The 25,301-nt window shown below is 39.3% G+C and carries 20 protein-coding genes and 1 tRNA gene; 6 read left to right on the top strand and 15 right to left on the bottom strand.

The window, feature by feature from the left end:
* Positions 1-339 precede the first annotated feature (339 nt).
* The 5 genes from bamJ to HJP15_RS09230 form a co-directional block, all read right to left on the bottom strand.
* Complete coding sequence (bamJ, locus tag HJP15_RS09210; RefSeq protein ID WP_054203617.1) at positions 340-957, bottom strand: BamJ family beta-barrel-assembly machinery protein; 618 nt, start codon at positions 955-957, stop codon at positions 340-342.
* 104 nt (positions 958-1,061) lie between these two features.
* A complete protein-coding gene (locus tag HJP15_RS09215) occupies positions 1,062-1,448 on the bottom strand; it encodes a hypothetical protein (protein WP_170173580.1) in 387 nt (128 codons plus the stop codon).
* Positions 1,449-1,497: 49 nt separating this feature from the next.
* A tRNA-Ser gene (locus tag HJP15_RS09220) sits at positions 1,498-1,588 on the bottom strand.
* A gap of 105 nt (positions 1,589-1,693) precedes the next feature.
* A complete protein-coding gene (locus HJP15_RS09225; RefSeq protein ID WP_054203683.1) occupies positions 1,694-2,071 on the bottom strand; it encodes a hypothetical protein in 378 nt (125 codons plus the stop codon).
* A 200-nt stretch (positions 2,072-2,271) separates the two neighbouring features.
* Positions 2,272-2,820 carry an NAD(P)H nitroreductase gene (locus HJP15_RS09230; RefSeq protein WP_054203615.1) on the bottom strand — a complete coding sequence of 183 codons (549 nt, stop codon included), beginning with the start codon at positions 2,818-2,820 and terminating at the stop codon, positions 2,272-2,274.
* Positions 2,821-3,455: 635 nt separating this feature from the next.
* Between HJP15_RS09230 and HJP15_RS09235 the strand changes: the two genes are divergently transcribed.
* Positions 3,456-6,275 carry a bifunctional aconitate hydratase 2/2-methylisocitrate dehydratase gene (locus tag HJP15_RS09235; RefSeq protein WP_169326350.1) on the top strand — a complete coding sequence of 940 codons (2,820 nt, stop codon included), beginning with the start codon at positions 3,456-3,458 and terminating at the stop codon, positions 6,273-6,275.
* A 610-nt stretch (positions 6,276-6,885) separates the two neighbouring features.
* Here the strand turns inward: HJP15_RS09235 and HJP15_RS09240 are convergent.
* From HJP15_RS09240 to HJP15_RS09265, 6 genes are all read right to left on the bottom strand, one after another.
* Positions 6,886-7,416: a hypothetical protein gene (locus tag HJP15_RS09240; protein ID WP_170173581.1), complete on the bottom strand. Its 531-nt coding sequence runs from the start codon at positions 7,414-7,416 to the stop codon at positions 6,886-6,888.
* 317 nt (positions 7,417-7,733) lie between these two features.
* Positions 7,734-10,118 carry an ATP-binding protein gene (locus tag HJP15_RS09245; RefSeq protein WP_170173582.1) on the bottom strand — a complete coding sequence of 795 codons (2,385 nt, stop codon included), beginning with the start codon at positions 10,116-10,118 and terminating at the stop codon, positions 7,734-7,736.
* Between the two features lie 266 nt (positions 10,119-10,384).
* Entirely contained in the window at positions 10,385-10,858 is a 474-nt protein-coding gene (locus HJP15_RS09250) for a YehS family protein (protein ID WP_054203611.1), read from the bottom strand.
* Positions 10,859-11,000: 142 nt separating this feature from the next.
* Positions 11,001-12,245, bottom strand: a complete 1,245-nt coding sequence (locus HJP15_RS09255; RefSeq protein WP_169327378.1) for a lipoprotein-releasing ABC transporter permease subunit — start codon at positions 12,243-12,245, stop codon at positions 11,001-11,003.
* Positions 12,235-12,933 (bottom strand): lipoprotein-releasing ABC transporter ATP-binding protein LolD, encoded by a 699-nt coding sequence (lolD, locus tag HJP15_RS09260; RefSeq protein ID WP_054203609.1) that lies wholly within the window; start codon positions 12,931-12,933, stop codon positions 12,235-12,237. The genes HJP15_RS09255 and lolD overlap by 11 nt, the downstream gene beginning before the upstream one ends.
* Positions 12,926-14,143 carry a lipoprotein-releasing ABC transporter permease subunit gene (locus HJP15_RS09265; protein ID WP_170173583.1) on the bottom strand — a complete coding sequence of 406 codons (1,218 nt, stop codon included), beginning with the start codon at positions 14,141-14,143 and terminating at the stop codon, positions 12,926-12,928. The genes lolD and HJP15_RS09265 overlap by 8 nt, the downstream gene beginning before the upstream one ends.
* 147 nt (positions 14,144-14,290) lie before the next feature.
* Between HJP15_RS09265 and HJP15_RS09270 the strand changes: the two genes are divergently transcribed.
* Positions 14,291-15,982, top strand: coding sequence for a SulP family inorganic anion transporter (locus HJP15_RS09270; RefSeq protein ID WP_054203607.1), 1,692 nt, complete (start codon positions 14,291-14,293; stop codon positions 15,980-15,982).
* Here HJP15_RS09270 and HJP15_RS09275 read toward each other — a convergent pair.
* Positions 15,979-16,854, bottom strand: coding sequence for a LysR family transcriptional regulator (locus HJP15_RS09275; protein ID WP_170173584.1), 876 nt, complete (start codon positions 16,852-16,854; stop codon positions 15,979-15,981). The two genes, HJP15_RS09270 and HJP15_RS09275, sit on opposite strands and share 4 nt — an antisense overlap.
* A 106-nt stretch (positions 16,855-16,960) precedes the next feature.
* Here HJP15_RS09275 and HJP15_RS09280 point away from each other — a divergent pair, with 106 nt between their 5' ends.
* Together HJP15_RS09280 and fghA are read left to right on the top strand one after the other, a co-directional pair.
* Complete coding sequence (locus HJP15_RS09280) at positions 16,961-18,082, top strand: S-(hydroxymethyl)glutathione dehydrogenase/class III alcohol dehydrogenase (protein ID WP_054203606.1); 1,122 nt, start codon at positions 16,961-16,963, stop codon at positions 18,080-18,082.
* Between the two features lie 50 nt (positions 18,083-18,132).
* Positions 18,133-18,975: an S-formylglutathione hydrolase gene (gene fghA / locus HJP15_RS09285; RefSeq protein ID WP_170173585.1), complete on the top strand. Its 843-nt coding sequence runs from the start codon at positions 18,133-18,135 to the stop codon at positions 18,973-18,975.
* Here the strand turns inward: fghA and HJP15_RS09290 are convergent.
* On the bottom strand, positions 18,929-19,318 hold the full coding sequence (locus tag HJP15_RS09290; protein ID WP_054203604.1) for a hypothetical protein: 390 nt from the start codon (positions 19,316-19,318) through the stop codon (positions 18,929-18,931). The genes fghA and HJP15_RS09290 overlap by 47 nt on opposite strands.
* A gap of 163 nt (positions 19,319-19,481) precedes the next feature.
* On the opposite strand from HJP15_RS09290, the gene betT reads away from it, so the two are divergent.
* Together betT and HJP15_RS09300 are read left to right on the top strand one after the other, a co-directional pair.
* The gene (gene betT / locus HJP15_RS09295) at positions 19,482-21,464 is read left to right on the top strand and encodes a choline BCCT transporter BetT (RefSeq protein ID WP_082355617.1); all 1,983 of its coding nucleotides are present in this window, start codon (positions 19,482-19,484) and stop codon (positions 21,462-21,464) included.
* A gap of 323 nt (positions 21,465-21,787) precedes the next feature.
* Entirely contained in the window at positions 21,788-22,204 is a 417-nt protein-coding gene (locus tag HJP15_RS09300) for an MgtC/SapB family protein (protein WP_054203602.1), read from the top strand.
* A 354-nt stretch (positions 22,205-22,558) separates the two neighbouring features.
* On the opposite strand, the gene HJP15_RS09305 is transcribed toward HJP15_RS09300, so the two are convergent.
* Positions 22,559-23,800, bottom strand: coding sequence for an amidohydrolase family protein (locus HJP15_RS09305; protein WP_170173586.1), 1,242 nt, complete (start codon positions 23,798-23,800; stop codon positions 22,559-22,561).
* Positions 23,801-23,812: 12 nt separating this feature from the next.
* On the bottom strand, positions 23,813-25,195 hold the full coding sequence (locus tag HJP15_RS09310) for an amidohydrolase (RefSeq protein ID WP_170173602.1): 1,383 nt from the start codon (positions 25,193-25,195) through the stop codon (positions 23,813-23,815).
* Positions 25,196-25,301: the final 106 nt, after the last annotated feature.

The raw sequence follows: 25,301 nt of genomic DNA on the forward strand, positions 1-25,301 counted from the left end.
GTAAATTGCGTTATAACGAGGACGTGTTGACCTTTCGTGATTAATTTTGCAGCAGTATGTTTGGCATTTAGGCAAGGCAGCGCCTATGGTGTGGGTTGTTCCCCATAAATAGGCGATAACGCAGTATAAATGCCAAACATGCGCTGCCCAAAGGGTTCTTCCTAAGCAAAAATTTTTATATCCAGTGGTTCTAAATTAAAAATTTTTAACGCCGTTATAGCGTGATTTACTTCGTTAAATTGTTCAAATGTTTATGCAGATTAGTATAATATTACTTTGTAACAACAAAAAGCCGCGCTAATAAATATTAGCGCGGCTTTTTAATATCAAAATGTCTAATTAAAGAATTTCGATTAACTCAACATCAAAAATAAGCGTTGAGAAAGGAGCAATTGCAGCGCCAGCACCACGTTCACCATAAGCAAGCTCATGAGGAACATATAAACGCCATTTTGAGCCAGTGCCCATCATTTGTAATGCTTCAGTCCAACCTTTGATCACGCCACCTACAGGGAACTCAGCAGGTTGACCACGCTCATAAGAGCTATCAAAAACAGTACCGTTGATTAATGTACCATGGTAATGAGTACGTACAGTTGATTCTGCCGTTGGCTTAGCGCCTTCACCAGCAGTTAATACTTCATACTGTAAACCAGACTCAGTTACTGTGATTTCAGAACGTTTTGCATTTTCTTCTAAAAATGAAATGCCTTCAGCAGAGAGTACTTTTGACTCTTCTTCACGACGTGCTTGAATTTCTGTATTGATTTTTTCGAATGCAGCTTGGATCTCAGGGATCTCGACTTGGAAGTCGCTACCAGCATACGCATCTTTCATGCCTTCAAATACTGAATTTAAGTTTAAACCTTCGAATGGATTAGCTTTAAGTTGCTCACCCATTTGTAAGCCAATACCGTAACTTGCTTTTTCAGCATCTGTAGTAAAATTATCTGACATAATGTGTTTCACGTTTTGTTTATACCAACCTATCATGCGCTGGTATCAGTTAAAAGACGCGTCTATGCTATCATAAAAAAAAGCCCTTTTGGGCTTCTTTAAGCTTAGTTTTTATTGAGTTTTTGCTTAATTAGGCCCATTGCAAAAGTAAATACTGGCAGGCTGATTAAAATACCAGCAAGCAATGGTCTACTCAATAATGCATGCGTACCAACTAATACCGCAGGTACTACAACAACACCAACGACCCCAATAAAAAATGCACCAATCACAGGCCAATGTTTGTCATATTTTGTGATCAAATGTCCACTGAGAATATTGAAACCTAAACAATAAACAAACGACGTAAGTAAAACAGCATCAGGTTGGGCATCAATAGCCATTTTGACGAGCAAGTTGATGGCACTGTGATAGCAATAAGCAAATACAGTCCATAACAGGACATGTTTGACCACCCGTTGCAACGTGTTTAATTGGTTTTGTTGAGACATCATAAACTCCAGATAGCAAAAAGCCGCCCATAAGGCGGCTTTTTAAATATGGTGGAGAGATAGGGATTTGAACCCTAGATGGGCTATAAACCCATGCCGGTTTTCAAGACCGGTGCATTCGACCACTCTGCCATCTCTCCGTACGGCGCGGATAATAGTGGGAATGACTCTTTTTGTAAACCCCTAAAATGCAAAAAACCTAAAATAATTGATATTATAGGTTTTTTAACTCATTTTAAGACAGTTCAATAATATTGCTTAGGTCGACGAGCAATTAGTGAGCATAATGAACACGCTAATAAACTTAAGCTAACAAAGCTAATAACTTGGAATATCAAATCAAATCTGTTTAGGTCACCGCTTGGCATAATCACCAAAATAAATGCCGGTAATACACTTAACATCACTACGTACAAACACACTTTAAATGCTCGACCAAAATCAAATCGTTTACTGCGTTGCATCCACCAAGTCAGTAAAACAAGAATACTCATCGCTGAAAAGGCCACTAAATACGGTGTTTTTGTACTCATTGCGATATAAAGAGTCAGCGCTGCGCCAACCAAGCCCCATAAGGACCACGTTAACCATTTCTCTTTTTCACGTAGAAATAAATTTCCCATCATTCTCGTCTTCTTTATCGTTATTTTTATAAGACTATCCATACACTAACAAAAAACAACAGATTAAAAAACATACTGCAGAAGAAATAGTTCAATTAATGCATCCATGCACTTCTTACAGCTAAAGCAGAGTAACACGTTTAAACTTAATATGATGTGACCAGATTTTTAGAGAAAAGTTCATTCATTTGTGAAAATGATTATAAATTTGTAAAAAAGTGTTCAGGGCTATGACGGACAGATTTTTTACAATCAACCGCTGGTGTCCCTAAATAAAGATACCCGACAATTTCATCTTCACGAGTTAAGCTTAAAGCACCTTTAACTGCATCACTCTGTGCAAAATAACCCGTGCGCCACACACCACCTAAACCTTGAGCGAAAGCTGCTTGTTGCATAGCTAACACCGCACACCCAGCACTTTGAACTTGCTCTACGCGTGGAACTTTTGGGTGAGCTTGGTATTTTGCAATAGCGATAATAATCATCGGGGCACGCAGCGGTAATTCTTTCGCACGATTAATCACTTTTTCATCTTGTTGCTCTGCAATAGCACTTTGATGATAGATCTCACCCAAACGTTCACGCCCTTCCCCCTCAACAACAATAAATTGCCATGGTGCAATACAGCCATGATCTGGCACTCGCAACGCCGCCTGTTTAATAATACTAAGTTGATCATCATTAGGGCCTGGGGCAATCAATCGAGGATCTGATTGGCGGGTTAATAAAAGTTCAATAGCATCCATAGCAAATCTCTTATTTAAAAGAAAAGAGCATACCATTGATAGTGAACGCTGAGAAAGTGATCTGAGCCAATACTTTGAGATACTTCGTTGATAAAATAAAATGACACAAAGCGACATCTGAACACTTACTGGTTGATTAAACTCAATGATATTACAGTCTGGATCGCTGATGAAAAAAGCCGAGAGCGATATAAATTTAATCAGGAGACATAATAGAACTTCTTATCTCATATGTGATTGCACTAACCTGAAACTTCCGAACTCGTAAATCACAGCTTTTATCCTATTTTAGCTGAAATAATCATTATTTAGATGTTTAAACACATACGTACATTATGCATCAACTGTTCAGAAGACATTGAACAACAAAAATCCTCCATTGTTTAATTTTTACAGTTAGACGAGTATGCGCTACAACCATCATACATTCACAAGATTAATAGTGAATATTCATTTCATATATACAAATTATGGTGCAAGTACGATAAAATCCTACCTTGTGTATAGATACCGTCAACGTAAAACCAGCTATAATTATAGTTGGGCACAAAGCTTTTTTCATTTGGGCATTACTAGTCACTGTAAATCAGTTAAAATGCTTAACTTCATATCAAGTAAAATACCGAGAGTTTTCTATGAGTTTGTATACAAAATATATGGAAGAAATCCAAACCCGTAAAACGGAACTTGGATTAAACCCAAAACCAATTGATAGTGCAGAGCTACTATCTGAAATCATCACTCAAATAAAAGATACGAACAACGAGCATCGTGAGGATTCTCTGCATTTCTTTATCTATAATACATTACCAGGAACAACGAGTGCTGCGGGCGTTAAAGCACAGTTTTTAAAAGAAATTATTCTTGGTGACGAAGCTGTAACAGAAATCACTACTGAATATGCTTTTGAGCTTCTTTCACATATGAAAGGCGGCCCTTCAATTGAAATGCTACTTGATCTAGCATTTGCTGATAACGCAGAAATTGCAGCACAAGCGACTGACGTACTTAAAACACAAGTGTTCTTATACGATGCAGATACTGCTCGCTTAGAAGCAGCATATAAAGCAGGCCACCCTGTTGCTAAAGAGTTATTAGAAAGCTACGCACAAGCTGAATTTTTCACTAAGCTGCCAGAAATTGCAGAAAAAATCGATGTTGTAACCTACATCGCTGGTGAAGGTGATATTTCAACTGATTTATTATCTCCTGGTAATCAAGCGCACTCACGTGCCGACCGTGAATTACACGGCAAATGCATGATCACACCAGAAGCACAGCAAGAAATCGGTGAGTTACAGAAAAAACACCCAAATGCAAAAGTAATGCTAATTGCTGAAAAAGGCACCATGGGCGTGGGTTCATCACGTATGTCTGGCGTTAATAACGTCGCACTTTGGGCAGGTAAACAAGCAAGTCCATACGTTCCGTTCATCAACATTGCACCAGTGGTTGCAGGAACTAACGGTATTTCACCAATCTTCCTAACAACCGTTGATGTAACTGGTGGTATCGGTCTTGACCTTAAAAACTGGGTTAAGAAGGTAGATGCTAACGGTAACACAGTAACAGATGCTAACGGCGACGCAGTTCTTGAAGAAGCGTATTCTGTTGCTACTGGTACAGTTTTAACGATTAATACCAAAGAGAAGAAATTATACAACGGCGATAAAGAGCTTGCTGATGTGTCTTCTGCATTCAGTGCTCAAAAAATTGAATTTATGAAAGCTGGCGGCTCTTATGCCGTGGTATTTGGTAAGAAACTACAAACATTTGCAGCAGAAACTTTAGGTATTGATATACCGCTTGTATATGCACCTGCTAAAGAAATATCGCATGAAGGTCAAGGCTTAACAGCCGTTGAAAAAATCTTCAACCGTAATGCCGTAGGCGTATTGTCTGACTCACCGCTACACGCGGGTTCTGATGTACGTGTTAATGTAAACATTGTTGGTTCACAAGATACAACTGGCCCAATGACGGCGCAAGAACTAGAAGCAATGGCAGCCTCTGTTATTTCTCCTATTCTCGACGGTGCATATCAATCAGGTTGTCATACAGCATCAGTATGGGATAGCAAAGCACAAGCAAATATTCCTAAATTAATGGCGTTCATGAATAAATTTGGCCTGATCACAGCTCGTGATCCGCAAGGCGTTTATCATGCAATGACTGACGTAATCCACAAAGTATTAAACGACATCACAATTGATGACCGCGCTATTATCATTGGTGGTGACTCACATACCCGTATGTCTAAAGGCGTAGCGTTTGGGGCTGACTCAGGTACTGTGGCATTAGCACTTGCAACGGGTGAAGCGGCAATGCCAATTCCAGAGTCTGTTAAAGTAACCTTTAAAGGCAGCATGGCTAAGCACATGGATTTCCGTGACGTTGTTCACGCAACTCAAGCGCAAATGCTTAAGCAATTTGGCGGTGAAAACGTATTCCAAGGCCGTGTTATTGAAGTACACATTGGTACTCTAATGGCTGACCAAGCGTTTACTTTCACGGATTGGACTGCAGAAATGAAAGCGAAAGCATCAATCTGTATTTCTAACGACGAAACGTTGATCAAGTCTATTGAGTTGGCTAAGAGCCGTATCCAAATCATGATCAACAAAGGTATGGATAATAAAGCACAGACACTTCAAGGTCTTATCGACTTAGCTAACACACGTATCGAAGAGATCAACAGCGGCACAAACCCTGCGCTTGCACCTGATGATGTAGCTAAATACTACGCTGAAGTAGTGGTTGATCTAAATGAAATCGTTGAGCCAATGATTGCCGATCCAGACGTAAACAACGACGATGTATCTAAGCGTTATACTCATGACGTTATTCGCCCTGTTTCATACTACACTGACAAGCCAGTTGATTTGGCGTTTGTTGGTTCGTGTATGGTTCATAAAGGCGATATGAAAATCATCGCTCACATGTTACGCAACCTTGAAAAGAAAAACGGTTCAATCGTCTTTAATGCACCATTAGTTGTTGCACCACCAACATACAACATCGTTGATGAGCTAAAAGCTGAAGGCGATTGGGCAATCTTGGCTAAGTACGCTGGTTTTGAATTTGACGATGCGAAACCAAAAACTGCGGCACGTACTAAGTATGAAAATATCTTATACTTAGAACGCCCAGGCTGTAACTTATGCATGGGTAACCAAGAAAAAGCTGAACCTGGTGACACTGTAATCGCCACATCAACACGTCTGTTTCAAGGTCGTGTTGTAGCTGATACATCAGATAAAAAAGGTGAATCACTGCTTGGTTCTACACCACTTGTAGTACTTGCAAGCGTATTAGGCCGTTTCCCTACAATCGAAGAATATAAGTCTGCGGTTGAAGGCATTGACCTAACATCGTTCACACCGGTTGAAGAAGCAATGATCACTAAATTCAGTGCTGAAAAATCTGTGCCTGTCAAAGTAGTTGACGCTAGCTAATTTAGTTTAGTAATTAAAAAGCGCGTTTTAAACGCGCTTTTTTAATGTTACGAGCAATCGATAAGAAATATCATTTACCAGACATTGCACAGAGCAAATTCATAAATTTCTATTTAAGTTTATAACCCCCTCCAAAAAATGAGAAATAAGAAATTTCCCTAGATGAAGCAATTAAACGCATAATTATGGACGGTCTTTGGTTTATCAAAGTACTTTATCTCTCTGTCCTCAGTTTTTTACTAATTTGCTTCTTGAACATTTGTTCCGTAAAGGTGCTCAAGCATATCATTCTCTTAATGTTGAATATGCCGCTAATGAAGTAAATAGCGCTGAAAATATAGTAGAAAATCACGTACTGCTGTAGCAAAGTTCTCGTAAAAGAGTTAAAGGGTTAAAGAAAAATAATATTCTTCATATTGAGGTAGCTTGGGTATAAATATACCATTCCCGATGAAACCTACCGCTAAAACAGCAAAGCGACCTTCGTAATCGCTGCATTAAGTAATGTATGATAATTAAGCTGAAAAACACCAAAAATCATTGTTAGTATATTTATACTTTACTCTGTTAAGCGGCTATATTTTTAAATAATTTATGTCAGTAAGATAAATTAAATTAGTTCAAATGAGTCCATAAACTCATTCATTTGCCCCTTATGATCATCCGAGTTTTCGTACTGACAACTAAGGTTGTATGAATTACTCATATACTTAAAAATTTGCATTCTCAACAACTTACTATCTTTTGTCGTCACATCGAATTGATAGCCACTTACCCCCCCAACAGAGATAAACTCTTCACTATTGATGCTACTGCCATATCTGTTGAGCAGATTTCTTTTGGCAACATCTATTTGGTCATAAATATCCCCTTTCACTTCATCTGCATCTAAGTAATCAGATATTACAATACCGCAAACAAGTTCAGGCTTACGCACAAAATAACTCACTGTTTTGAATTTTCCGTAATTAGGGAGATCAATGATTTCAGATTTTTCTCTTGGCTTGTCAGGAAATGTAATCTTAAACTTATACTCACTTGAGTGGATCTCACTCATATTTGATTTAATTAGCCCTTCAGAAGAGAAGAAAAATTTATAAGCACCAAATGCAGCTGCTATTATTAAAATATACTTAATCATTTATTGTCCTTTACGCATTGTTTTTGAAAGTTAAGTATCTACAAGTATTAGTCTCTTAACTGACTTTAAACATTTACTCATCCATGCTGAATAAATTTATGGATTACTCATTTAGATTAATTCGGTTATACACAGACCATAGCTGAGTTCCTATTTTGATACAATCAATATCTTGTTTGAGTGAGTCTCGTGAAGTTTTATCGACCTAATCGCTATGCTTGTGAATCGCACTCTTTACCTTCGTTACGAGAAATAAGGTTCAGAAGCTTCTATGGTGATCAAACCAATGTAATGACTGGCGGGAACTGAACTAAAAACTAAGTTTTCAACCAGCGTGATAATAATGAAGCGAGTAAATTAAACTCAATTGGTTTACTTAAGTAATCATCCATTCCAGCTTGAAAACATGCGTTGACATCTTCTTGCATTACATTCGCCGTTATCGCAATGATAGGAAGATTTTTCCATTTTTTATTTTCACGGATAATTTTTGTTGCACTTACTCCATCAAGATTAGGCATATGCATATCCATCAAAACAATATCAAAATCTTGCTGCTGTAGAATATCTAAAGCGATTAAGCCATCATTTGCTATTACTACATCTAGATTTAACTTTAGAAGCATTGCTTTAATCACCAATTGATTGACCATATTATCTTCTACAACGAGTACTGTGGCTGACACATTTGAAAAATCCAGCATTGGATCTGTGTTCTCAATTTTGTTTTCATTTTTTTCAACGGTTAAAATACTAAAAATGACCTCAGTTCCCTTACCAAATTCTGAATGAATCGTAATTTTACCGCCAAGCATTTCTACAAGCTCTTTACATAAACTTAAACCTAACCCTGAACCACCATAAACACGTGTTGTACTATTATCAGCTTGACTAAATGGCTCAAAAATATCAGCGAGTTGATCGTCTTTAATCCCGATCCCACTATCTTTCACTACACACTGCAATGTTAAATCAGCACCTTCTTTTTGTGTATAAATCGTCACATTCACATTTCCTAATTGTGAGAATTTAATACTATTACCGATTAAATTTACCAATATCTGTTTCAAGCGTGTTTTATCTGAGTAAACACTAAGTGTGTGGTTATCGCTATGCCATTGTATAATAATTGACTTTTTTATAGCTAAGGGCTGAACTATTGCGAAAACTTCATCTTGTAACTGTTGTAATGTAAACACTGAATTATCGGCTTTTAATTTTCCTTGCTCTAATTTAGAAATATCCAGTATGTCATTAATTAGCGACAATAAATGTGTTGCTGAAGTTACCCCTGTATTTACTAACAGCATCTCATCTTCTTTCAGTCCAGGAGCTGTTTGTAATAACTGCAAAGTACCTAAAACACCGTTGAGAGGCGTTCTGATTTCATGACTCATATTGGCTAAAAAGCGACTTTTGGCTGTTAACGCATCACTGGCTTTTCCCGTTGCAATTTCAAATGCTTTTGTACGTTCTTCTACGCGTTTTTCAAGTTGTCCTTCTCTCATTGAAAGCTCATCACGCATGCTAATAAAAACACGTGATAGTTCACCGAGTTCATCTTTACCTGATGAGGCGATCTTCACGCTATAGTCACCTAAAGATAAAGCATGTGAAGCCTGAGTTAAGTTATGAATTGGCGCATACAGACGAACAGATAAGCGAATGGCTATAAATAAGGCTGCCACCAAAACAATAGAAAAAATTATCCAGAGAGTTTTTTGTAACTCTTTTATTCTGGAAAATATAAGTTTGTTTGGGATCACTACAGCAATGCTATAACCAGCTGAAGATATTGGCGAGAAGAAAATATGCTCTTTTTCTTCAGTTTTACTATTAAATATTTCTGCAAACCCTGAGTGTCCAGCCACCATACGAACCCCAATATGGTTCATCTCTTCGTTTGGCTCTTGTGTAACCCTTAACTTAACACTGACCTTTTCACCAATATTATTTAAGACCCAGCGCTCATTTTTTTTCAAAAGTTGAATTATTTTATCAGCTTCCCAGTGGTACATATAAATACCGCTATTTGATACAAGCATAAAACGTACGCCATCATCAAAAGAATTCATAACCTGTGTTTGAACTGCTTGTATCAAACGCTCGATTTCGTTCCAACCAATACTGCCACCGATCAAGCCAACAACTTGTTTCTCGTCATTTAAAATTGATGAGCTTATTACAATTTGTCTTACTCCCGTTGTATAGGAGATCATGGGTTCTGATACAAAAATAACAGGATCATTAGCTGTATTTTCACCAACGGTCGTCAACCAGTAGTCTCTTTTTTTAATTGAACGAGGTTTGGAGTTCGCGATTGAATCATCAAAAGTACGTTTTAGATTTTGAAAACTATTTCCCCCTTCAGTGTTGTAAAAACTGCCATCAATTTCACCTACAATGAATTTTTCATAGGAGCCACTACCTTGTTTTTTTTCACTGATCAAATAATCGCGCATGTTGACAAATTGCATAGACTTTATTCGTGAATCTTTTGCTAACATTGATATTTCAGCTTTTCTTTCGATAAAATATCGATCAAATATCCCTGCGGCGTTACTTACTTTTGCTTGGGCTGCAACGATACTTAAACGTTCTGCTTGCTCAGTGCCTTGTATACTCACTAAAACAAAAACCACTAATAGCGGCAATAACGAGCTGATTAATAATACGGTGATCAAACGAGTCTTTAGTTGCATATGATGGGTTAACGATGAATGAAGTTGTAAGTCTAGACGAGCTAAAAGAAATATACGAATATTTACAGGTAAAAAGCATTATTAGCTTTTATGATTTATAGGCAGAGCAAAAGCTACGATTTATCACAAAAATTAATGTAAAAAACGGCGTGAGATTCAGGTTAAATTACATTAAGCCAACATCGTGTTACAAAACCGATCCTGCATATTAAGGTAATTTGAGTATACAAGTAACCTAGATTCAGGTTACTTGTTAAAAATACTGATTAGTTACCAGTAGATTCTGGGCGGATTTTTTGCTGCACGCCTGTTAAGAAGTTACGTAATATTTGATCGTTACACACACGGAAGTGTTTGTTATCTGCTTTACGAGAAAAAGCACTTAGCTCATGCTTGCTTAGAATAAAATCAGTAACGGCGAGTGCATCAATAACGTCTTCAGCTTTCATGTTTAACGCTATGCGTAATTTCATTAAGATCATATTGTTATTGAGCTTATTCTCAGGCACTGGCTGCTCACCTTCACGTTTACCACGTTTAGTATTAATAAGGCCATTTAAGTAAGTCGCAAACTCAGTATCAGTAATCTCAATATAGCCTTCATCCCCTTCTTTACATAACCACGCAACAACTTGTTCCTTCGTTACTTGACAATCTGCCGCGGCAAAAATCTCAATCATTTTAGTATCAGATAAATCAAAGGTATAGCGAATGCGGCGTAAGATATCATTATTAGTCAAAGTAAATTCCAAGAGTAAAGGTATTGGTAACCAAGCAATTTTTTGCTGGTTTATTAAATAGCCACACAGTCTAACAGAGATAGCTTTATCCCACTATTGATTATTATTTTATAAAAGTATGTGGCCATTTAAAGTATTCGATCTAGTTTCCTAGTACCTTCGCAGGGTCTACACGGGTAGCTTGCCAAGCAGGATAGATCGTTGCTAACACCGCAAGTACAAATGTAACAATAACCGTTACAACAATATCTTGCCATACTAACTTACTGGGTAAAAATTCAATAAAATAGACCCCTTCTAATGGGTTGCTGCCAGCAAATTGACTAAGTAAAGTAAACAACTCGCTAATATTTAACGCGACAATCACACCAATAAAAGAGCCTAAAATAACCCCAATAAACGCTTGGCTTAAACCTTGAAGGATAAAGGTCGCTAGTATCGTACTGTCTTTCGCACCCATGGTCTTTAATATAGCAATATTAGCTTGTTTTTCTCGCACTTCCATGACTAACGATGAGACAATATTAAAACTCGCGACAGCGATAATTAAAAACACCACAATATAAACGATGGTTCTAACCATTTGTATATCTTGATATAAACTACCCTGCGTTCTAAACCAGCTAGAAATATACACATAATCATCTATTGTTTGGCCAACTCGCAACGCAATTTGATGTGCATAATAGACATCCGCTACAGCTAAACGCAACCCAGTGACTTGCTGTGAGTCATAACCTAATACCCTTTGTGCTTTTTCAAGGTGAATAAATGCAGCGGAGCTATCGATTGGGCCGCCCATTTCAATTATCCCAGCCAGCGTCAAAGTAACTCTTTTCGGTGCTAAAATGTCGTTACTCGTTTGGTTAACTTGCGGGATCAATAACGTTATTAACTCCCCCTGCGTTACACCGAGCTGTTTAACGATTTGTTGACCTAAAATAACCTCATCAAAACCTAACTGGCTAACTAATTTACCTTTCGTGTATTGATTAACCGCCGACACTTTGCTCTCTAATGTAGGATCTATGCCACGCACTTCAACCGCTTTTAGTTCACTTTTGTACTGCGCCATACCGTTAACGCTAATAAAAGGCGCGGCCCCAACCACATCTCGCTGCTGAGTAAGCTTTTGTACTTTATCAGGCCAATTATCGATAGGACGATTCGGTGCAACATATTCAACTTGCGGAACAACACTCAAAAGACGATGCACTAATTGTTGTTCAAATCCGTTGATCACTGAAAGCGCAATAATTAGAACTGCAACACCAAGTAAAATACCGACTGTTGATGCTTTAGCAATAAAACTAACAAACCCGTTCTTTTCGTCTTTACCGCCTGAGCTTGCTCTAAAACGCTTGCTCAAATAAGCACTAAGCAACATGACTTGCCTCTTTGATTGCTAATTTTCCATCATCAAGATAAGCAATTTTACCCAATTTATCAGCCAATTCTAAATCGTGTGTCACTACTACAAAACTGGTATTCAAACTGCTATTAAGTTCTTTGATCAAATCGTAAATTTTAATCGCATTTTGTTTGTCCAAGTTGCCCGTTGGTTCATCTGCTAATACTAATGCAGGCTCTGTTACAAGCGCGCGAGCAATGGCTACACGTTGACGTTCGCCGCCAGACAACATCGACGGTTTATGGCTACTACGATGCGATAAACCGACTTTATCTAACATAGCCAATGCCTTTAAATTTGCCTTTTTCGCGCTAAGGCCTTTAATCAATAATGGCATCGCTACATTTTCAACGGCATTAAACTCCATCAATAAATGATGAAATTGATAGATAAAACCTAAATGCTCATTACGAAACTTAGCCTGTTCAGCACGTGAAAGTTTAGCGACTTGTTGACCTTTAATTTTAGCCACTCCACTAGTTTGCGCATCTAAAGTACCCAGTATATGCAAAAGCGTACTTTTTCCAGACCCTGAGCTGCCCACAATAGCGAGCATTTCCCCCTGCTGAAGAGATAAATCCACTCCTTTCAATACTGCAACTTCACTCGCACCATCTTGATATATTTTACTTAACTTCTCACATTGAATAACTAAATCATTCATATCGCAATACCTCTGCAGGACTAACATTGGCAGCTTTACGCGCCGGGTATAAAGTGGCTAAAAAGCTCATGGTAATACTACCAATGGCAATGAGGGATAAATTCATTACGTCAAATTTTACGGGTAAAGCAATGCCTGTTAATAAATTCAAACCTATTAAAGCTAATGCTTCATTAATATATGCACTTAATAGTAACCCGAATGCAGCGCCAATCCCTGTGCCAATTAAACCATTGTAAAGGCCTTGGATCATAAAGACTTGCTGTACTTGAGAAGGCGTCAGTCCTAAAGTCTGTAATATTGCAACTTCACTTTGTTTTTCACTGACCATCATAGTTAAAGCCGAAACAATATTAAATACAGCCACTAATACTATTAGCGCCAATAACATCGACATAACGCGCTTTTCCATAGCGACGGCCGCAAATAAGGTGCCCTGCGATTGTCGCCAGTCTGTCACCTTATATTGACTTAAAAGCGCATTTGACGATGCAATAAATGCATCCAATTCAAAGGGGTCGTTTAGCGATATGCTTAAGTTAGGCGCGCTGCTGTCAGGGAGTTTTAATACCCGTTGCAATGATTCTCCACTTGTAAATGCAAGGCCCATATCGATTTCAGAACCAGTTTCATAAATCGCTGCAACGGTAAATAAACGTTGGCTTGGCACACGCCCTAATGGCGTGTAGGTTGATGCATTTGGCATAATTACACGTACTTTATCACCTAAGCCAATGCCTAGTTTGCGCGTTAAATAACGGCTAATAGCAATATTATAACGCGTCGCCATTACGACTTGCCAATTACCCTGAATGACTTTATCGCTGATTTTATAAAGCGATGCATTTTCATCGTACAAGCCTTGTAACAGCACACCGTGCAAATCACGGTTTGTTTGTAAAATAGCTTCGCCATGACGATACAAGCTCGCCTGCTTAACAAAATCAGACACAACAACGTCTTTTTGTAGCTGGATCATATTAGTTTGAGTGTGCCCACTTGATGAGATTTCTACATGAGGGATCAATCCCAACATATTGCTCTTTAGGTTATCTTCAAAGCCATTCATCACTGAGCTGACGGTAAAAAGCGCCATTAAACCAATTGCAATACCAGCAATTGAGAAAAATGAAATAAAAGAGATAAAAGCATTCCCCTTAGAGGAACGACTATATCTCAGCCCGATAAACAGGCTAACAGGTTGAAACATAATTATTTATGATCGCATCTAATGCCAATTATGCCGCCATACTAGCATAAACTGTATTTATTTGGGTATCGTCAAAAGTGTAAAAAAATAATTAAAAATCTGATACTTGATAATGCGTTTTTAAGTTAAAATACGCCAAATTACAAGATGAGGAACCCCGTTTTGTCTTTAAAGCGATTTAAACACGTAAATTTAAAAGGTGATTTATTTGGTGGTGTGACTACTGCGATTATTTCATTGCCTCTAGCGCTGGCCTTTGGTGTTGCCTCGGGTGCTGGTGCTGAAGCTGGTATGTGGGGCGCAATCCTCGTTGGTTTATTTGCCGCCCTTTTTGGTGGTTCTACTTCATTAATATCTGAACCGACCGGTCCAATGACCGTAATAATGACCGCCGTTTTAACCACTATGCTCGCCAGTTATCCTGAGCAAGGCCTCGCAATGGGCTTTACCGTTGTAATGATGGCAGGCGCTTTTCAAATAATGCTCGGCACTTTAAAGCTTGGCAAATATATTACGCTGATGCCCTATAGCGTTATTTCAGGTTTTATGTCTGGTATTGGGGTAATACTTATTATCTTACAGTTAGCGCCATTACTTGGTCACTCCTCCCCAGGTGGCGGCGTACTGGGTACTTTGGGCGCACTGCCTGATTTAGTTATGGATTTGCATTTCTCCGAATTATTTTTAGGGTTATGTACACTCGGTATTTTATTTTACCTACCGCAAAAATTTCGACAGTATGTGCCTGCCCAACTTGTTGCCCTTGTAGTGGTAACTATAGTCTCTATCTTAGTCTTCTCTACCGACGACATTCGCCGTATTGGTGTCATTCCAAGTGGCTTACCCAGTATTGTATTTCCAACTTTTACCGCCGATCTTTTTACTGAAATGGTTATTGATGCGCTTGTATTAGGTACTCTTGGTTGTATCGATACCCTATTAACCGCCGTCATTGGCGATAGTTTAACCCGTACCGAACATGACTCAGACAAAGAGCTGCGTGGCCAAGGTATTGCTAATATGGTTGCTGGTTTTTTTGGCGCACTTCCTGGTGCAGGTGCAACAATGGGCACCGTAGTCAATGTGCAAGTTGGCGCGCGATCCCCTCTGGCTGGGATCCTTCGGGCTGTGATCTTAATGGCTGTCGTGTTTGTGGCTGGCAGTTTAACTGAACCGATCCCTATGGCCGTACTTGCTGGTATTGCAGTGTATGTAGGCTTTAATATTCTTGATTGGAGCTTCATTCAACGCGCCCACAAACTGAGTATTTTACAAATGGCCATTATGTACGGTGTGATGCTGCTCACCGTATTTGTCGATTTAATTGTGGCGGTAGGTCTTGGCGTATTTATTTCAAATATTATTGTGATCGAACGACTTAGCCGAGAACAAGCCAAACATGTAAAAGCGATTAGTGACGCCGATGACGATGATGTACCTCTTGCCGTTGAAGAGCGTGAACTTCTAGAACGAGCTCAAGGAAAACTGCTGTTTTTCTACTTATCAGGCCCGATGATATTTAGCGTATCAAAAGCAATTGCACGCCAACATCGTCACATTAGTGAATATGAAGCCATGGTGCTTGATTTGTCTGATGTACAGATGCTTGATGTTACCGTGTCTTTAGCCATTGAAAATGCAATTCAAGATGCGTTAGATGCCAATTGTGACGTTTTCATTTACTCACCAAATCGTGATACCAGTGAACAACTAAAACGACTACAAATAAAAGATAAGCTGCCTACAAATGCTTTTTGTATCAGTCGAAGCGAAGCCCTCAATAAGGCACTTGTGAGTATGCAAAGTGTTGAGCAGGATATCTCTACTGTTATAAATTAAACTAAGCTAAGCGCTGCTACTAAATGATCGAGCAGCGCTTTCACATTAGTCGCAACAAACTGCCGTGGAGGGTATACGCCCCATACACCTTCAGGCTTTGGTTGGTTATTCGTTAGGATAGGCACTAAATTCCCCTCAGCTAAATCCTTTTCAATGTAATAATTAGGTAATTGAACAATACCAAGGCCTTTTTTTGCTGCGTCCGCCAATGCCCAGCCACTATTACACTGTAACCGCCCTGCTATTTTAATATGCTTATCACGCCCTTGTTCACATACTCGCCAATAACTGCTATTACCCACTAAGCATTGATGTTGTTGTAATTCCGCTAATGTATGAGGCTCTCCGAAGCGTTCTAAATACGCTTTTGAACAACAGATCACAAAATGACGCGCACTTAAGCGCCGTGCTTTTAAACTAGAGTCTTTTAAATGACCAAGGCGAATAGCTAAATCAAACCCACCTTCAAGTAAATTTTCTTGCTCATTACTCAGTGACATCACCACTTCTAAATCTGGATACTGCTGCATAAACGTATGCACCGCCGGCATTACAAATGTTTCGCCATACATTACAGGCGCTGTGAGTTTAATTTTACCTTTTGGCGTACTTTGTTGCTCTGCCAATAGCGCTGTTGCATCGTCCATTGCGTGTTGTAAATGCTTAGTTTGATGTAAAAATGCTTCGCCTTCTTTGGTCAGTACCACTTTGCGCGTCGTACGCGTTAACAATTGCGTATTTAAGCGTTGCTCTAATTGCGTTACTTGTCGACTAATATGTGCAACGGAAACCCCTAATACTACGCTAGCACGAGTAAAACTTCCCTCTTCACCCACTGCGATAAACTCATCTATACCTAACCAACGACTCATTATTACCATACTGTAAAAGTGTTTTATTAAAATGAAGATTAACATTGTTTGAGAAACAAATAAAATAGCGTTATTGTTTTTAAGCACTGTATATAAGAGAGTCACTATGTCTGAATTTATAAAATCTAAAGCAGCTATCGCTTGGGGCCCGAATCAACCACTGTCAGTTGAAGAAGTGGATGTAATGATGCCTAAAAAAGGCGAAGTAATGGTAAAAATTACCGCAACAGGTGTATGCCATACTGATGCATTTACTTTGTCTGGTGCTGATCCTGAAGGGATTTTCCCAGCTATTCTAGGCCATGAAGGCGCTGGTGTGGTTTATGCAATTGGCGAAGGAGTTACAAGTGTATCGGTAGGCGATCATGTTATTCCTTTATACACTGCTGAATGTGGTGAGTGTAAAATGTGCACGTCAGGTAAAACAAATTTATGTTCAGCTGTGCGTGAAACCCAAGGTAAAGGCTTAATGCCTGATGGCACCACACGTTTTTATAAAGACGGTCAGCCAATCTATCATTATATGGGTTGCTCTACGTTTTCTGAATACACCGTACTTCCTGAAATCTCTTTGGCTAAAGTGAATAAAGCAGCATCGCTTGAAGAAATATGCTTACTCGGTTGTGGTGTAACAACGGGCATGGGCGCAGTTACAAATACTGCAAAAGTACAAGCTGGCGACACGGTTGCGATATTTGGTTTAGGTGGGATTGGTCTATCTGCCATTATTGGTGCAAAAATGGCTGGTGCTTCTCGTATCATCGGTGTCGACATCAACACCAGTAAATTTGATCTTGCCACCAAGTTAGGTGCTACAGATTTAATCAATCCAAAAGATTATGACAAACCAATTCAAGACGTAATTGTTGAAATGACCGACGGCGGTGTTGATTACTCATTTGAGTGCATTGGTAACGTTGATGTTATGCGCTCAGCCCTTGAGTGCTGCCATAAAGGCTGGGGGGAGTCGGTGATCATTGGTGTTGCTGGTGCAGGTCAAGAAATTTCAACTCGCCCATTCCAACTAGTCACTGGCCGCGTATGGCGTGGTAGCGCATTTGGTGGCGTAAAAGGTCGTTCACAACTGCCCGACATTGTTGAACGTTACATGGCCGGTGAGTTTGCGCTAAATGACTTTATCACTCATACCATGGGCCTTGAAGACATAAATGAAGCGTTTGATTTAATGCATGAAGGTAAAAGCATTCGAACTGTTATTCATTACTAAATTAATTGGCTGCATCGCACTGCGGTGCAGCCGTTAACAAAGAGAGAGTTATGTTAGATAATTTAAGCGCTACAAAAGTAAATGGTGGCTGGCATAAACAGTACAGCCATATTTCCACCAGCACTCATTGCCAAATGCGTTTTGCCATTTTTTTGCCACCAGGGGCCAGCCAAACCAATAAAGTGCCTGTGTTATATTGGTTATCAGGCTTAACGTGTACTGACGAAAACTTTATGCAAAAAGCCGGTGCACTTAAAAAAGCGGCAGAGCTTGGCATAGCAATCGTTGCACCTGATACTAGCCCTCGCGGTGATAATGTCCCCGACCAAGACAGCTATGATTTTGGCCAAGGTGCAGGCTTTTACCTAAATGCGACACAGGCTCCCTATAACACGCACTACAACATGTACGATTATATTGTTCATGAATTGCCAGCGCTTGTTGAGCAGCACTTCCCCGTGACGACTAAAAAAGCCATTAGTGGTCATTCTATGGGTGGTCATGGTGCAATGGTCATTGCACTACGTAATCCAAAAAGTTACACCAGTGTGTCAGCATTTAGCCCAATTACAAACCCAATTAATTGCCCTTGGGGACATAAAGCTTTTAGCTTGTATTTAGGTGATGATCAAATGAAGTGGGCTAATTACGACAGCTGTGAACTTATGAAAAATACGAGCAGCGATGACTTTTTACCCATGCGTGTTGATCAAGGTGATGCCGATAGCTTTTTAATCGATCAACTTAAGCCAGAAAACCTAACAGCCGTTGCTAAACAGATAAACTTTCCGCTTACACTACATATGCAGGCAGGCTATGATCATAGCTACTATTTTATAAGCAGCTTTATTGACGAACACTTATCATTTCATCATAGTCATTTGCGTAGCTGATTTTTTTATTCACATGGGGTTTTTCAATTGTAACGTCTTGGCATTCTTTAATTGTTCGAGAAATACGCCTGCAAACATTCGATGTCTGCGGTTTAATTTGATCTTTAATAAACCCCACTACAGCACTGTCTATTTGAAACCCTAACTCAGAAAAAGAAAGGGTGTTTACATCACCATCAACAATAAATGTTTTGGGTTCGGTATGCGGCCCCGATTGCGCAAGATCAGCATCATAATTCTCATCAGCTTTAGAATAAGCGGTACCATCAATTAATACACCCGCCACTGTACAGCCTGTTAGTAATTGGCATAATACCAAGGCACTAAAAATAAGTCTTAACATAATACAAACAACCTTCTATAAATTTAAACTCCATCTGACATGACTATAAACGAATTAAGTAAAAACACTGTTAAAAACTGTAAGAGGAATTAATTAATTGAATATGCTATACTTTCGTCGAAATTTTATTTCTATGTACACTCAATAATTCCGGGGAATATCAATGTCCACCACAGAAGAAAAATCCAAACTCAATCCACCTGTATTTTACACAGCCTCCGCGCTGATTATTATGCTCGTGCTATTTACTGCATTAGCCCCGCAAAGTGCTGATGTCTTTTTTAACGGCTTACAAAGTGTCATTGTGCAAAATGCCAGTTGGTTCTATGTACTTACCGTTGCCATTATTTTGATCACTGTCGTTTTTTTAGGCTTGTCGCGTTACGGTAACATTAAACTTGGCCCTGATCATTCAACACCTGACTACAACCACATGACTTGGTTTTCTATGCTCTTTAGTGCGGGTATGGGGATAGGCCTGATGTTTTTTGGCGTAGCCGAACCTGTGATGCACTATATGAATCCACCTACAGGTGATGCTGCGACTGTTGAAGCTGCACGTGAAGCGATGAAAATCACCTTCTTCCATTGGGGATTACATGCATGGGGAATTTATGCGATTGTCGCATTAATATTAGCTTTTTTTAGCTACCGACATGGCCTGCCATTAACTCTGCGCTCTGCGCTGTACCCCCTTATTGGCGATAAAATATATGGTCCGATCGGCCATGCTGTTGATATTTTTGCCGTTATAGGTACCGTGTTTGGTGTTGCAACATCCTTAGGCTATGGCGTATTACAGGTAAACTCAGGACTCAATTACTTATTTGATGTCCCTGTAGGCATTGTTACCCAAGTCATTCTTATTGCCGCAGTCACCGGTTTGGCAATTGTCTCTGTCACAACCGGCCTTGATAAAGGTATTCGCCGTTTGTCAGAGCTAAACATGGGCCTTGCGGTCATCATGTTGCTATTTGTATTAATACTTGGTCCTACTGTTTATTTATTACAAGCTTTTGTGCAAAACGTGGGATCTTATGCTTCAGATATAGTCAGTCATACTTTTAACTTATTTGCCTACGAAAAAACTGAATGGATGGGCGGCTGGACTATTTTATATTGGGGTTGGTGGATGTCTTGGGCACCGTTTGTTGGCTTGTTTATAGCCCGAGTTTCCCGTGGTCGTACAATCCGTGAATTTGTTATGGGTGTACTCTTTATTCCAACTGGCTTTACCCTTATGTGGATGACATTCTTTGGAAACTCAGCCATTGATTTGATCATGAATCAAGGCGTTGCCAGTTTAGGTGAAGCGGTTTCAAAAGATGTTGCGATTTCTATTTTTGCATTTTTAGAAAACTTCCCAATGTCAGGAATTTTATCATTCATTGCCACTTGTATGGTTATTGTATTTTTTGTTACATCGTCTGACTCAGGCTCAATGGTAGTCGACATGTTATGTTCAAATGGTAAAGACAACACACCTATGTGGCAGCGTATTTATTGGGCTGGTGGCGAAGGTGTTGTTGCTGCAGTCTTGCTCATGGTTGGCGGTTTAGGTGCTCTTCAAACCATGACTATAGCCAGTGCCCTGCCCTTTGCGGTTGTACTGCTAATAGCGACGTATGGCTTGATAAAAGCATTACGGGTAGACATTGCTAAACGTGAAAGTTTACAAATGAACATAGCCCCTATAGCCCCCACTTTACCTGGCAGCGAAGGTGCAAGTTGGCAAGAGCGACTAAATAATATTGTTGATTTTCCTAACAAAGCCAATGTAAACCGTTTCGTTAAATCAATTGCGTTACCAGCAATGGAAAATGTCTCTAAAGAGCTTAAAACACATAGTCTTGATGTTGAAATTGACTTAGAGCAACTTGAACGCGGGCATGTTAGTTTAAAAGTATTGCTTGGCGAGGAAATTGACTTTTTATACGAAGTTAAACGCCGATCATATGAAAAACCATCTTATACACAAGATGAAGATGAAGATGACGACAGTGATAATAATTACTATCGAGCAGAGGTTCATTTACGTGAAGGCGGTCAAGATTACGATGTTATGGGCTGGTCTAAAGAAGCTGTGATCAATGATATTATCGACCAATATCATAAACATATGCACTTTTTACATACTCTTCGCTAACCTCTAATAGTGCTTTATACCAATAAGCGTAGATATGGGGTCTATTTAATTCGTTAAATTGTTAAAATATTTATGTAGATTGGTATAAATGTCACAGGAGTAAGCTTGCTTGTTCCTGTAACATTTATAGGTTTTTGATTTTATTTTATATTCAACAGCAGTCCTACCCAATAAGTAATATCCCCTCGCTAGTCTGTAAATATTACCTTGCTCAAATCCATAATAGATAATTAAAATACCTTAAGTCATTAATAATAAATATTTTTATATTTGGTTCATTTTTTGCCTACTTCATTAGGGGCTAAGGCTAGACAGGATCAAAGATGGAACTCAACTTACAATGGCATGAAATAATCGATAACCTAATCCATTTGGGGATCGCCTACATGCTGGCATTACCTATGGCGTTCGACCGAGAGCGCTCAAATCATGGTGCAGGCCTGCGCACTTTTCCACTTGTTGCTGTCGCATCTTGTGGTTACGCTTTAGTTGGTATGTCTGTGCTTACTTCAACCGAAGCTGAGTCTAAAGTTCTCGAAGGTATAATTACCGGGATTGGCTTTATTGGCGGTGGAGCCATTTTAAAAAATAAAAATTCGACCTACGGCACAGCAACCGCCGCAAGCATATGGAATATGGGGTTAATTGGTATAGCTGTTGCATTTAGCCGTTACGAAATTGCCTTACTAATGGCTATTATCAACTTTATAACCCTGCGTTATGTAAAAAGATTAAAGTAACAATGTTTATTTTTGTTGATATTATTTGCCATCTATTTAGATTTTAATAATGCATTTTATCTTTTAGTTGGTATAGACTTGCTTGGAAAATATAAATATTTATTGATTGTTGTGTTCTTTGTGAAAAAAGAGACGCTCACAAGTTTAGTTAAACGCAAGAACCGCCTATAAAGTAAATACAGTCAATAGTGTAATTGAATAGCCATTTTATGAAAGCCTGATTTTTCTGACGGATAATATCCATCGTAATACAAGTTTAACCAACAAATAGAGCAACTTATTTCAAGTTAAATTCTAGGCTAAAAAATAAAAAGGCCGCAAATGCGACCTTTCTATATAAAACGAACAAACAGATTATTTTGTATAAGCGCGCGGCATCTCAGATTCTGCCATATAACGGTCACGTAACTTATCTTGGCGAGACTCGGTTGTTACCTCTTCGCCATTGATAAACATTTTTGTAACATGGCTGCTTAGTTCAAATGGGTCGTTATTCCACATTACTAAATCAGCGGCTTTACCCACTGCAACACGGCCAGCATTGATACCAAACACATCAGCAACATTCGCTGTGATGGCATGTAATGCGCCTTGTTGGCTCATCCCGTAAGAAACTGCGTTGCCTGCATCAAAACGAAGCTGATAAACATTGTGGCTGCCATCACCTGCGATAGCAAAAATAACTTTAACACCTGCGTTTTCAAGCTCGCCTGCGTTATTTAGATTCGCATGGAGTGAATCAAAGCTGCCAGGTAAGTTATCCATTGCACTGATAATAACAGGTACGTTTGCTTCAGCTAATTGTGCTTTAACTACCACAGCATCTTGTGCGCCAGAGATCACCAAGTTAAGTTTAAATTGCTGTTTTACTTTGAGCAGCTCAAGAATGTCAGACGCACGTGATGCACTTACAAGTAATGGCATTTCACCTGCTAACACTTTAGTAAGCACTTTATCTTCTGTACTTGGTTTAGCGTCGTCTTTTTTATCTTTTTTGCTGGTTTTTTGCTGATGTGCTTCAAACTTATCGATTAAGTTTTTAAGCGACATTGCACGAGAGCCTTTACGCTGCTCACCTAGATTAACCACAAGTGCTGCATGTGTTTGCTTAACGCTATCAAATTCACCACTTAAATCAACTACGCTTGCTAAACCTGCAAAGATGCTATCGCCACCATGCGGTGTGATCACATCACGTGTTATACCGCCTTTACGTGCGTAAGGGATCAAGCTACTGCGTGGATTAAAAGCCAAGCTTGGGTCAAAGTCGATCCCTGCTTTATCATCACCAGCATCACGCGAGCCTGCCACAGCGCCCACTTCAACTAAACCTAGCTGGTTCATGCTACCGATAAAGCCGGCCGTTACAATTTGGCCTTTCGCATCAATGATGGTATCTGCTTCAACTTTTGTTGGATTGATGGCAATAATTTTGCCCTCATCCATTATAATACTCGCGCCTTGTAAAATACCTTGCTCTGTTGAGGTATGCACAGTTGCGTTGATGATAGCCACTGACTCGGCGTTAACGCCAGTACTTGCTAATAAACCAGCAGCAACTAGCGAGAGCGCAAATGAATGTGTTATTTTTGTCATTCTAGTTACTCCTTATTTTTGACCTAACATAAAATCGCTTTGTGCTTGGTAAGCATCGTCATGGCGATCATATACTTTTGCACCATCTACAAATACTTGCTCAGCTTTTGCATACACACTAAAAGGATTCTGATTCCAAATTACCACATCACCTTGCTTACCCGCTTCTAGTGAGCCTGTTTTATCAGCTATACCTAATGATTTAGCGGCATTTGAAGTGATCCACTTAATCGCATGCTCTTCAGATATATTAAAACCATTGTCATTAGCGCGGAACATCACCTTGCCAGCTTCTTGGTTTAAACGCTGAATTGTCGTGTCTGAATCTGAGTGAACTACTGCGCATGAATTTTTCACTGCATCAACGATAGCAACGTTTTCTTGAACCATGTCGTAAGCTTCCATTTTAAAGCCCCACCAATCAGGCCAAAGTGCTGCACACGAACCATTATCAGCTAACATTTCTGCAATTTTATATGCTTCAATACCATGGTGGAATGTACCTGCGTGGTAACCAAACTCTTTAGAAAGATCAATCATCATTGCCATTTCTTCGGCTTTGTAACAATGATTATGGATCATTACTTCGCCTTCTAGCACGCCACGTAACGTATCAAATTTAATATCACGATGCGGTACTTCAGGGTTTTTACCCGCAGCGTAATCACTGTCATATTTATCCCACTCACGCTTATATTCAGCAGCGTCAATCCAGGCTGTACGGTAGCCTGCCATATTTCCCATACGTGTTGATGGTAAAATGCCTTTGCGACCATATACGCGTTTAGGGTTTTCACCACACGCCATTTTTAAACCATAAGGTGCATCTGGGAACTTCATGCTTTGCATAGTATGCGCTGGCACATTTTTTAAAGTAACGCCACGCCCGCCAAATAAGTTGGCAGAACCAGGCAGGATTTGTAATGACGTAATACCACCTTCACGCGCACGATTAAAGCCTGGATCTTGTGGCCAAACAGAATGTTCGACCCAGACCTCAGCTGTATTTGGGCTGGTCATTTCATTACCATCTTGGTGTGATTCAACCGATGGATTTGGGTACGCACCTAAATGCGAATGTACATCAATAAGACCTGGTGTAACCCATTTGCCTTGTGCATCAATTGTATTATCAACTTGTACTGTTAAATCTTTACCAACTTGTTGTACTTTCCCATCAATAAGTAATACATCAGCTTCTTCTAAACGCTCACCCGTACCAGTTAATACGGTCGCATTAGTAATTAAGGTGCTTGTTGATTTAAGTGCTTGATATGTACTTGGATAAGGATTTTTATTAATTGTAACTTTTTCATCTTGTGGTCCGCTGTCTTGGCAACCGGCTAACGCCACACCAAGAGCAACAACCAACAATGAAGGAGCAAATTTTTGCATCATGTTTGTCTCTTTTGTTTTTTTATTACTTTATATAAATACACGCAATAAAGCCAAAAAATAAGCTAGAGCCTCATTTATATAAGATGAATGTAAGCAACTAAAT

Source organism: Pseudoalteromonas sp. NEC-BIFX-2020_002, assembly GCF_013002825.1.
Classification (GTDB): domain Bacteria; phylum Pseudomonadota; class Gammaproteobacteria; order Enterobacterales; family Alteromonadaceae; genus Pseudoalteromonas; species Pseudoalteromonas neustonica.